This is a genomic window from Dyadobacter sp. CY347 (genome assembly GCF_021502655.1).
GTDB lineage: Bacteria > Bacteroidota > Bacteroidia > Cytophagales > Spirosomataceae > Dyadobacter.
Map to the genome: position 1 here is coordinate 32,005 of NZ_JAKFFT010000004.1, position 10,848 is coordinate 42,852.

Here is a 10,848-nt window from a genome sequence, read left to right on the forward strand (position 1 = left end):
ACGTGTTATGGAAAAGCAAAAAGTGCTGAACGAAACTGGCATTAAGCGCAGGGATTTTATCAAAGCCGGTGCGCTGGCAGCAGGAACTTTCATGATTGTCCCGCGTCATGTTTTGGGAAAAGGATACATTGCCCCCAGCGATAAGCTAAACATTGCAGCCGTGGGTTGCGGTGGAAAAGCAGACACGAATATAAGGCTAGCTTATAACGAAGGTGCTGAGAACATTGTCGCATTATGTGATGTAGACGACCGCCAGGCTGTAAAATACCGCAAGCAATTCCCGAATGCACCTTATTATAAGGATTACCGGAAAATGCTCGAAAAGGAAGCCAAAAACATCGACGCCGTCATCGTGACCACGCCGGATCATATGCACTTTCCGATTGCGATGGCTGCCATGGAGCTTGGTAAGCATGTATATGTTGAAAAACCGCTTACAAAAGACATCTGGGAAGCGCGTAACCTTACAACCGCAGCCAAAAAATATAAGGTGGTAACCCAAATGGGCAACCAGGGAAGCAGCAGCGACGGCACCAGGCAAACCGAAGCATTGGTTCAATCCGGCATTATCGGTGATGTGCATAAAATCGAAGTCTGGACGGATCGACCGGTTTGGCCGCAAGGGGTGCAATCCCCGAAAGACAAGGGCGAATCGCAGCCCATTCCGGAAGGTGTGGATTGGGATCTTTGGCTGGGAAACGCTCCCAAGCGCGATTACCACGAAGCCTATATGCCGTTCAGGTGGCGCGGTTACTGGGATTTCGGCACCGGCGCATTGGGCGATATGGGCTGCCATTTCATCGACGTGCCATTCCGCGCATTGAAGCTGGGTTACCCAACTTCCGTGGAATGCAGCGTGGGTTCCGTTTATGCAGATTTTTTCGAGCAGGCATTTTTCGATGACGTTGCACCGCCATCGGCTTCCATTCACATGAAATTCGCTTCCAAAACGCCTGGTAAGGACATCAATTTTTCCTGGTACGACGGCGGCATGCGTCCGCAATTGCCCGAAGGCTGTGATTACAAAACCGTTTTTGGCAGTGTGGATGGCGGCATGCTTTTCACCGGAACAAAGGGAATTTTGAGCGCTGAAATGTTCGGGAACAACCCGCGCTTATGGCCGGAAAAGAAATTTGAAACAGTCAGACCCAATATAAAACCCCGTGCATTGGTCCCGGGCGGCTCGGAAGGGCATCAGCAGCAATTTGTACAAGCCTGCAAAAAGGGCCACGGCACTTACACGAGTTCTGCATTTGAAGAATCCGGCCCTTTAACGGAAATTGTGCTCATGGGAAACCTCGCAGTGCGTTCCTACCTCCACCGCGAACCTAAGGCGGATGGGAAAGGGGGATTTAACTTTCCCGGAAGGCAAAAGCTCATCTGGGACGGTGCGAATATGAAGATTACTAATTTCGATGTGGCTAACAAGTTTGTGAAGAGGGAGTATAGGACGGGGTGGTGACACTTCGACTACGCTCAGTGTGACAGGCATTTCGGCCGTCGGGCGGCCCGGTCCGCTCAGTGTGACAGATGCGTTGCGGATCTTCACTTCGGCTCCGCTCAGTGTGACAGGTAACTTGTCTGTCACACTGAGCGGAGCCGAAGTGAAGATCCGTGACGGAAACCCTGTCACACTAAGCGTTGTCAGGTTGAGCGGAGTCGAAACCTACAACTCCAATTCCCTCAAATACATCTGGATCGTATTTTCCAATCCCAGATAAAGCGCATCCGATATCAAGGCATGACCGATGGAAACTTCGTCCATCCAGGGGATGCTTTGTTTCAGGAAATGGAGATTATCGAGGCTGAGATCATGGCCTGCATTCAATCCTAATCCAACTTCTCTGGCTTTTTCAGCAGCTAAAACGAAGGGTAACACTGCTTTTTGCCGGTTTTCGAAGTAATGTGCGGCATAAGGCTCGGTGTAAAGCTCTACCCGGTCGGCGCCGCAGAGTTTTGCGCCTTCCACCATGCGTTCATCAGGATCTACAAAAACAGAAACCCTGATGCCGGCAGATTTAAATGTTTGGATCAAGTCCGTAAGCTCGCTGCGGTTGGTAACCGTGTCCCAGCCTGCGTTGGAGGTGATGGCGTGCAGCGCATCAGGCACCAATGTTACCTGGTCCGGCTTGTTCGCCAGCACAAGCTCCACGAATTTTTTTTCAGAAGGATTTCCTTCAATGTTGAATTCCGTGGTGACCACTTCCTTCAAATCAAAAACATCCTGATAACGGATATGCCGCTCATCGGGCCTAGGATGCACGGTTATGCCCTGCGCCCCAAAACGCTCACAATCCAGCGCCACTTTCAGCACATTAGGATTATCACCCCCACGCGAATTGCGGAGTGTTGCTATCTTATTAATGTTAACGCTTAGTCGGGTCATGTTTTTAATGAGTGAATGAGTGAATGAGTGAATGACTGAATGTGTGAATTGTGCGGGTGCGATTAATGTTTGTGTGCGTCTGCGCCGGATAGGACAATTTATAAGCTTTCCTTTAACTTTGCAGCCCCATTGGCAATTTTTAAATTCAACCTTTGATACTCAAAATTAAAAATACATTCACTCATTCACTCATTCAGTCATTTAAAATTAGACACCATGTCACTAAAAACCCAAGTTGAATCAGGCATTAAGGACGCCATGCGTGCTAAGGATCAGGATACATTGCGGGCTTTGCGCGCGATTAAATCGCTGATACTTTTGGAAGAAACAAAAGGCGGTGCAACCGGCGAACTCACTGCGGATGACGAACTTAAACTGCTTACCAAGGCAGCCAAGCAGCGCAGGGAATCGGCCGATATTTACAAAACCCAAAACCGTCCGGACCTTTTGGAAAAAGAAGAAGCGGAATTGGCCATTATTGAGCAATTCCTTCCAAAACAACTTGCCGAAGACGAGATTAAGGCCAAATTACAGGACATTATCACTCGAATTGGTGCATCCTCGCCCGCAGATATGGGCAAAGTGATGGGCGTGGCGACCAAGGAATTGGCAGGTCAGGCAGACGGACGTGTGGTTTCTACTTTGGTAAAGAGCTTGTTAGCATGAAATTATTGGATGTTCTCATCCTCCTTCCTCTCCTTTGGGGAGCATTGCATGGTTATCGCAAAGGACTTTTGATCGAAATTATCGGCATTGCCGGTCTTGTGATCGCCATGATATTGGGTTTCAAATTTTTAGGCTTGGGAATGGAAATCCTTACGCCATATTTTAGTGATAGTGTGGCCAAGAAAATCCTGCCTTATGTAGGATTTTCTGCCATTTTCTTTCCTACTATTTTTCTTTTAAACCAATTCGGCTATTCCATCCGTCGTTCGCTCCGCTTTTCTATTCTAGGAACATTTGATAGTGTGGCGGGCGGAATGGTGGGCGTGCTGACTTGGGTTTTCGGGATCAGCGTTTTCTTTTGGCTGGTGAATGCGATTGGTGTCAAAATCCCCGCGCACAGGACGGATGATACTTATCTTTATCCAATCGTCGTGCCGGTTGCCCCAAACCTGATTACCAAAGCGCTCACCTGGATGCCATCTGGAACCGAGTTGATTAAAGAATGGAAGCAGGAATATCTTGATGATGAAAAGGAAGAGGTTTCGCAGGAGGATCTGTGATTTGTACAAAAACTCCCGCGATTTGAACTTTCAAAATTCCGTAAAGGTTACCTTCCCTGATTGAGTTTCAGTAACTTTGCGCATAAATCGTCCAAAAGCTTCACGCGCCGGACAAACAGAAAGAAAATAATGATTGAAATCAATAAGCGGCAGGATATCCGGAAAATGGATGTGGAACAGCTCAAAAGCTGGCTGGCCACGCATGGAGAAAAGGGTTTTCGTGCCAAACAAGTCTTCGAATGGATCTGGAAAAAATCTGCACATTCATTCGATGAAATGACCAATTTATCCCTCGCTACACGCCAGTTGCTGAACGAGCATTTCCTGATCCACTCGCTGGACATTGCTAAGCAGCAGCAAAGCAATGACGGGACTATTAAATCTGCATTCAAACTTTTTGACGGGAATCTGGTTGAAGGCGTATTGATTCCCGCCGCCGACCGCATGACGGCTTGTGTAAGCAGCCAGGTAGGATGTTCTTTAACCTGCAAATTCTGCGCAACGGGTTATATGGACCGCAAACGCAACCTGGAAGCAGGAGAAATTTACGATCAGGTTGTAGCCATAGCGCGCCAGGCCGAAGGAAGTTTCAAGGCACCATTGACCAACATTGTGTACATGGGCATGGGCGAACCTTTGCTTAACTATGCGAATGTGCTGGAATCCATCGCACACATTACTTCGCCCGAAGGCCTGAACATGTCGCCCAGGCGCATCACGGTTTCCACTGCCGGGATCGCGAAAATGATCAAAAAGCTTGGGGATGATGAGGTTAAGTTCAGGCTAGCATTGTCATTGCACGCAGCTAATGATGAAAAGCGGAACCAGATCATGCCGATCAATGAGTCCAATTCACTGGACAACCTGGCGGAGGCTTTAAACTACTTTTATAAGAAAACCGGTAACCGGATCACGTTCGAATACATTGTTTTTAACAATTTCAATGATACTTTGCAGGACGCGAAAGAATTGTGGGAATTCACAAAACGCGTCCCTGGCCGGGTTAATATCATCGAATATAACCCAATCGCTGAGGCCGATTTTAAGAACACGGAAGCAGACAGACTGGACAAATTTGCGGCATATCTGGAAGACAGGGGCGTTTCTGTGCATGTGCGCCGGAGCCGCGGAAAGGATATTGATGCGGCTTGCGGCCAGCTGGCCAATAAAGAAGCAGCATAATCTCCGATACTTATTCTCAATCTTGAATTAACAATTTGGTAATATTGCAACGGCAAGGAATAAGTAGTTTTGTCTCCTATTAAATAAACCTATATTCTTCTTTTATGTTTGGTCTTGAAACCGACATTTTTATTCTCCTCGCTCTCAGTATTTTAGCGGCTTGTGCATTCGAGTTTGTAAATGGTTTCCACGATACAGCCAACGCAGTTGCGACAGTTATTTATACCAATTCACTCAAACCCAATGTGGCCGTAATCTGGTCGGGTTTTATGAATTTCTGCGGTGTGTTCCTGGGTGGGATTGCCGTTGCGATGGGGATTGTCAACCTGCTTCCTGTTGAATTATTGATTGATCAGAATGTCTACCATAGCGCTGCTATGGTTTTTTCATTGCTGATCAGCGCCATTATCTGGAACCTCGGGACCTGGTATTTCGGTCTTCCCAGTTCAAGTTCGCATACATTGATCGGCTCGATTTTGGGCGTTGGACTTGCATTTACATTTATGCCGGAAAATTCCGAAGGGGCGGGTGTGAACTGGTCCAAAGCGCAGGAGCTTTTCACTTCCTTGCTTACATCCCCGATCTTCGGTTTTGCACTGGCGATCATTATTATGTTCATTTTGCGGAGAATGCTTTCCAAGCCGCTTCGCGAAATTGTATTTAGTGAACCCAAGAAAAATCAGCCGCCTCCGCTCTGGATTCGCGCCATTTTGATCACAACCTGTACATTGGTAAGCTTTTTCCACGGGTCGAACGACGGACAAAAAGGTGTGGGCCTCGTCATGCTGATCCTGATCGGCATTGTTCCTGCACATTTTGCTCTGGACAACAGCATTGACCCTGCCGGCATGAAAGCGGATCTGGCCGGAATTGAGCGTGCAGTGAGCACCATTGATTCTTCCAGGTTATCGGTTTCGGACCGTCACCATCTTTTTACCATTCAATCTGAAATTGATACACTCAACGCACAGATCACCAAGCCGCTCGTTGACCATAAATTGCCTCTGGAAGACCGGATGAACGCCCGTCGCTCATTGTTACTGATCAGCCGTAACCTGAAAACGATCCTGGATAACGGACATGCTAACCTGAATACAGACGATAAGGCATTCCTGAAAATGCAGTCGGGAAGCGAAGGCGGGATCAGAAGATATACGGATTATGCGCCGGATTGGGTGATTTTAATGATCTCTCTGTCACTTGGCCTCGGCACAATGGTGGGCTGGAAACGGATTGTGGTGACCATTGGTGAAAAAATTGGAAAACAACACCTAACGTATGCACAAGGGGCTTCTGCTGAGCTTGTTGCGGCGAGTACAATAGGCGTTTCATCTTATCTGGGACTTCCTGTAAGCACCACGCACGTGCTTTCTTCCGGGATCGCGGGTTCGATGGTGGCGAGCAAAGGGGTGAAGAACTTGCAGGGCGGGACGATCCGGAATATCGTGATCGCATGGGTGCTGACATTGCCGGTTACCATGCTTTTGTCCGGGACACTTTACGTTTTCTTCCGCTGGATACTATAATAGCAGATTTAAAACAATTGCATGAAAAGGCCGCTGGAAACATTTCCGGCGGCCTTTCATTTTTATGCCAATGCACTTTCTTTGCTTTTCATTGGTTTATTAGTGTAAATTCGGGTCCACGCGGTGGCCGGAATTTTTATGATCAACTAAAAGCCAATTATTCACCATAATGACAACTATTGAAGAGCAGGTCAACCGTTACGGTTATGTTACCGAAGCTGTTGCTGATGATATTGATTTAATTGCTGAAATAAATCGATTAAAAAAGGAGAAGAATGCGGTAATCCTGGCGCACTATTACGTAGATGCCGAAATTCAGGACCTCGCAGATTATATTGGTGATAGTCTGGGGCTTTCGCAGCAGGCAGCCGCTACCGAAGCGGACATGATCGTGTTCTGCGGTGTGCACTTTATGGGCGAAACGGCCAAAGTTCTAAGCCCGAATAAAAAGGTTGTCATCCCTGATCTGAATGCGGGCTGCTCGCTGGCCGATTCTGCTCCGGCAGACAAATTCGCAGCATTCAAAGCGCAGTATCCTGATCACATTGTGATCAGTTACATCAACTGTTCGGCTGAAATCAAAGCATTAACGGACATTGTCTGTACATCTTCCAACGCATTGCAGATTGTAGAGAGCTTACCCAAGGATCAGAAGATTATTTTTGCTCCTGATGCCAATTTAGGAAGATATGTTGCCCATAAAACAGGCCGTGAAATGGTGCTGTGGGACGGCGCCTGCATTGTCCACATTGATATATCAAGAGAAAAATTAAAACAACTGCGTGACGATAACCCGGACGCATTGCTGATTGCGCACCCGGAATGCAAGGAAGACATTCTGATGCAATCTGATTTCGTGAGCTCAACTACCGGTTTGTTGAAATTTGTAAAAGAATCCCCGCACGAAAAATTCATCGTGGCGACCGAAGCAGGAATTTTGCATAAAATGAAACAATCGGTTCCTGACAAGAAACTGATCCCAGCTCCCGGCTCGGATAATAACACCTGCGCCTGCTCCGAATGCCCTTATATGAAAATGAATACATTAGAGAAAGTGTATAATGCGCTTTTGTATGAACAACCGGAGATTTTTGTTCCGGAAGACATCAGGCTGAAAGCGTACAAATCTGTGGCGCGTATGCTTGAACTGAGCAAAGGAATTTAGTCAAGTTAAATGTGACCTGGCGGTTTTAAGAAATCCGTTTGCGGCCATCATTTAACCACTCATTATTAATTGATATAAAATGCCCCAATTCGATTTCCTGATTATCGGTTCCGGAATTGCCGGATTAAGTTATGCAGCCAAACTGGCGAGACATTTTGACGAATTAAAGCAGGAAATTTCCATTGCTGTCATTACCAAAGTGCAGGCAGACGAAACCAACACCAAGTACGCGCAAGGCGGAATCGCGGTGGTTTGGGCCGAATCGGATTCGTTTGAAAAGCACATTCAGGATACCATGGATGCGGGGGATGAGGTGAATAAGCGGAACATTGTCGAGATCGTGGTGCGCGAAGCACCGCAGCGGATCCAGGAACTGATCGATTACGGAACCCGATTTGACAAGGAAAAGGGCGGGGAATATGATCTGGCCAAGGAAGGCGGACACTCGGATCACCGCATTCTTCATTTTAAGGACATTACCGGCGCTGAGATCGAGCGCGCACTTTTGGAAGAGGTTAACAGGCATAAAAGCATTCAGGTTTTCACGCATTATTATGCTGTTGAGCTCATTACGCAGCATCATTTGGGGGAAACCGTTTACCGTTACCGCGAAGATATCCAATGCTATGGCGCTTATGTGCTGAACCGCCAGACCGGCGAAGTGGAGAAGTTTCTTGCAAAAACCACCATGTTGGCCACAGGAGGAATCGGGAACATTTATCAAAGCACAACAAATCCTACCATTGCTACCGGAGACGGAATCGCTATGGCGTATCGTGCGAAAGGTCTTTGTGATAATATGGAGTTTATCCAGTTCCACCCCACGAGTTTTTATCAGCCAGGGCAGAAACCTTCATTTCTGATATCAGAAGCGGTGAGAGGGTTTGGAGGGATTTTGAAGCGTGCAGACGGCAGCACTTTTATGGAGCTTTATGATGACCGTCTTTCTCTGGCCCCGCGCGACATTGTAGCCAGAGCCATTGACTCGGAAATGAAAAAGAATGGTGTCGATCACGTCTACCTGGATGTGCGCCACCTGGATTACGAGAAATTTTTAGAGCATTTCCCTAACATTACGGAATACTGCCTTAAATCCGGCATTGATGTCAGAAAAGACATGATCCCGGTTGTTCCTGCACAACATTATATGTGCGGAGGGATTAAGGTGAATGAATGGGGTAAAACCAACATCAACTTCCTGTACGCAGTAGGGGAATGTTCCTGCACAGGCTTGCATGGATCCAATCGTCTCGCTTCCAACTCATTACTCGAAGCGGTTGTGTTCGGGCACAGGGCTTATGAAAGCACGGTTGAGAGTTTTAATCAGGCGATTACACCTGAAAACATTCCCGAATGGGACGATTCTGGTACGACGCATCCCGAAGAGCAGGTCCTGGTAACGGAAATGACGCGGGAATTGAATAGCATTATGTCCAATTATGTGGGGATCGTGCGCACAAACCGCCGTATGAAACGAGCCTATGACCGCCTGGAACTGCTTCATCAGGAGCATGAAGAGCTTTACAGAGAATCCAAAGTTTCGGTAGCCATTTGCGAGCTCCGTAACATGATCTCGGTTTCGTATCTGATCATTAAAATGGCAATGGCCCGACGCGAAAACATCGGGCTGCATTACAATTCAGATCACGTTAATTAATAGGGGATTTTTATATTGAAATAATTCTGAGTTGGGCTGAGCCGAACCCAACCCATTCATCATGCACTATTTCGCAGCGATTTCGTGCCGGCCTTTTTTAGTAACGGCGCGTTTCCAAACATTTTCACCTACTTTCTGACCCAGGTAAGTCCCTTGCTCTACACCGTCGCGGTAATGTATCCCGCCGTAAACACGGCTTATGGAAGCATCCCAATACGCTGCTTCAAAAGATTTAAATGATTTGATACCGTGGCCGTATTTCTTTTCGGTCGTATCAGTAAAGGCAACATTATCACCGATCAAATGTGTCAGCACCGTTCCGCAGGCTGCTGAGATCGCGCTGTGGCCGCTTACATATTCAGGGAAGGCAGGCGTTTCCAAAAACGGTCTCCAGTTAGGGTCCCAGTTATTGTTGATCACCGTTTCAGGCCTGATCCTTACCGTCCTGTATTTCTCATCCCAGCACGCCGAAAATGCGTCAAAAAGTGATAATGCTCCCAGTGTATAAGCTTCTGTTGAACGCATCAGATCGAGTTTCTTGTCCGAAGCGACCGTTCTGATGATCGCCAACCAGTGTCCGGCCGGGGTCATCTTCTTATTTGCAAACATTGCATGGCCCACAACATTGGTTACAAATGCATTATCATCCCAAAAATAGGCAGTCGCTTTCTGATCGTCTGTTAATGTTTTCCCGGTGTTGTAAACTTCCATCGCAAGCTCCATAAACTTGCTCTTCTTGTCGAGGTCGTATTTGGCGGGCGGCGGACAGCGGAACTGCGTGACAGAATCCAGGGCAAAAGTCCTAACGGTGTTCCACATAGGCTCACACGCATCGGCATAAGCAGGCGGCGTAGGCACCCAGGTTCCCGGCGCATTTGTCACCGTATAGCGATAACCGCGAATCTCTTTGTAATGATCTTTTGCAGAATAGGCCAGCACATGCTTGGCCACAGAGTCACCGTATGCAGTAGAGCGTTCGAAAACATCGTCCGGGATGCCCATATCACGATATTTCTTGAAAAGATCCTTTTCATAATCATCCCACATATTCCCTGAAAACGTAAGCGTGCGGCCCACGGTTGCGAATGCTTTGATACTGGCCAGCGGATAGCAGTAAGCCAGGGAAGAATCCGGTTTTTGCGGTGAGGTGAATTTAACAAGTTGGCCTCCAAGTGATTGATATTCAGGATATGCCGGCACAAGGGCTTCGTAAGCTGCAAGGAATGAATAGCTGTAAATCCGGCTGGCAACGGGTGGTTTGAAAATGTCATGAATGATCACGTCGGTGAGGTGCGTGGCTGTTTCATGAAATATTTTAGGATCAGCTGCTTTCGCATTGTATTCTTCAGGTGATACATTTTTGGTGCAGCCGAAGGCGAACGACATACAAATCAGGGAGAGTAAAGGGAATTTCATTATGTAGACAATAGGTAACAAATACAACATTACTATGTCGCGAAGTTAGTAAACATCTGCCACATTTTGGAAGCATAACATGTAACTTTTGGTATACATTGTTATAATTATTCGAATTTATAGTGCATAAAATTGTTATTTTCATAGAATGCATATGCTAAAAATTAGAATGTTTTCTTTTGTAAAAAATTTAATATCTTTTTGTACAAATGAATGAGTAAAACCGAAAATCAGAAGCTTATCCAATGAGTTTTCCAAAGACCGCACATTGAATTGTGTACAAATAACAC

10 protein-coding genes are annotated in these 10,848 nt (G+C 46.9%); 8 read left to right on the forward strand and 2 right to left on the reverse strand.

The window, feature by feature from the left end; genetic code table 11:
* The first annotated feature begins 7 nt into the window (after positions 1-7).
* Complete coding sequence (locus tag L0659_RS08305; RefSeq protein WP_235125367.1) at positions 8-1,462, forward strand: Gfo/Idh/MocA family protein; 1,455 nt, start codon at positions 8-10, stop codon at positions 1,460-1,462.
* A gap of 19 nt (positions 1,463-1,481) precedes the next feature.
* On the forward strand, positions 1,482-1,721 hold the full coding sequence (locus tag L0659_RS08310) for a hypothetical protein (RefSeq protein WP_235125368.1): 240 nt from the start codon (positions 1,482-1,484) through the stop codon (positions 1,719-1,721).
* On the opposite strand, the gene L0659_RS08315 is transcribed toward L0659_RS08310, so the two are convergent.
* Positions 1,667-2,386: a pyridoxine 5'-phosphate synthase gene (locus tag L0659_RS08315; protein ID WP_235125369.1), complete on the reverse strand. Its 720-nt coding sequence runs from the start codon at positions 2,384-2,386 to the stop codon at positions 1,667-1,669. The two genes, L0659_RS08310 and L0659_RS08315, sit on opposite strands and share 55 nt — an antisense overlap.
* A 216-nt stretch (positions 2,387-2,602) precedes the next feature.
* Here L0659_RS08315 and L0659_RS08320 point away from each other — a divergent pair, with 216 nt between their 5' ends.
* The 6 genes from L0659_RS08320 to nadB all read left to right on the forward strand — a co-directional run bounded on the left by L0659_RS08320 (position 2,603) and on the right by nadB (position 9,142).
* Positions 2,603-3,052: a GatB/YqeY domain-containing protein gene (locus L0659_RS08320; protein ID WP_235125370.1), complete on the forward strand. Its 450-nt coding sequence runs from the start codon at positions 2,603-2,605 to the stop codon at positions 3,050-3,052.
* On the forward strand, positions 3,049-3,612 hold the full coding sequence (locus tag L0659_RS08325; RefSeq protein ID WP_235125371.1) for a CvpA family protein: 564 nt from the start codon (positions 3,049-3,051) through the stop codon (positions 3,610-3,612). The genes L0659_RS08320 and L0659_RS08325 overlap by 4 nt, the downstream gene beginning before the upstream one ends.
* A gap of 129 nt (positions 3,613-3,741) precedes the next feature.
* On the forward strand, positions 3,742-4,794 hold the full coding sequence (gene rlmN / locus L0659_RS08330; RefSeq protein ID WP_235125372.1) for a 23S rRNA (adenine(2503)-C(2))-methyltransferase RlmN: 1,053 nt from the start codon (positions 3,742-3,744) through the stop codon (positions 4,792-4,794).
* Positions 4,795-4,898: 104 nt separating this feature from the next.
* Complete coding sequence (locus L0659_RS08335; protein ID WP_235125373.1) at positions 4,899-6,320, forward strand: inorganic phosphate transporter; 1,422 nt, start codon at positions 4,899-4,901, stop codon at positions 6,318-6,320.
* 169 nt (positions 6,321-6,489) lie between these two features.
* On the forward strand, positions 6,490-7,485 hold the full coding sequence (gene nadA / locus L0659_RS08340) for a quinolinate synthase NadA (protein ID WP_235125374.1): 996 nt from the start codon (positions 6,490-6,492) through the stop codon (positions 7,483-7,485).
* Positions 7,486-7,564: 79 nt separating this feature from the next.
* A complete protein-coding gene (nadB, locus tag L0659_RS08345) occupies positions 7,565-9,142 on the forward strand; it encodes an L-aspartate oxidase (RefSeq protein ID WP_235125377.1) in 1,578 nt (525 codons plus the stop codon).
* A 66-nt stretch (positions 9,143-9,208) separates the two neighbouring features.
* Here the strand turns inward: nadB and L0659_RS08350 are convergent, their stop codons facing one another.
* A complete protein-coding gene (locus L0659_RS08350; protein WP_235125379.1) occupies positions 9,209-10,558 on the reverse strand; it encodes a vanadium-dependent haloperoxidase in 1,350 nt (449 codons plus the stop codon).
* Positions 10,559-10,848 lie beyond the last annotated feature (290 nt).

Excerpts from the sequence above, each read along its gene's own strand:
- L0659_RS08305 (WP_235125367.1), top strand. The coding sequence starts at position 8 with ATGGAAAAGCAAAAAGTGCTGAACGAAACTGGCATTAAGCGCAGGGAT.
- L0659_RS08315 (WP_235125369.1), bottom strand. The coding sequence starts at position 2,386 with ATGACCCGACTAAGCGTTAACATTAATAAGATAGCAACACTCCGCAAT.
- L0659_RS08320 (WP_235125370.1), top strand. The coding sequence starts at position 2,603 with ATGTCACTAAAAACCCAAGTTGAATCAGGCATTAAGGACGCCATGCGT.
- L0659_RS08325 (WP_235125371.1), top strand. The coding sequence starts at position 3,049 with ATGAAATTATTGGATGTTCTCATCCTCCTTCCTCTCCTTTGGGGAGCA.
- rlmN (WP_235125372.1), top strand. The coding sequence starts at position 3,742 with ATGATTGAAATCAATAAGCGGCAGGATATCCGGAAAATGGATGTGGAA.
- L0659_RS08335 (WP_235125373.1), top strand. The coding sequence starts at position 4,899 with ATGTTTGGTCTTGAAACCGACATTTTTATTCTCCTCGCTCTCAGTATT.
- nadA (WP_235125374.1), top strand. The coding sequence starts at position 6,490 with ATGACAACTATTGAAGAGCAGGTCAACCGTTACGGTTATGTTACCGAA.
- nadB (WP_235125377.1), top strand. The coding sequence starts at position 7,565 with ATGCCCCAATTCGATTTCCTGATTATCGGTTCCGGAATTGCCGGATTA.
- L0659_RS08350 (WP_235125379.1), bottom strand. The coding sequence starts at position 10,558 with ATGAAATTCCCTTTACTCTCCCTGATTTGTATGTCGTTCGCCTTCGGC.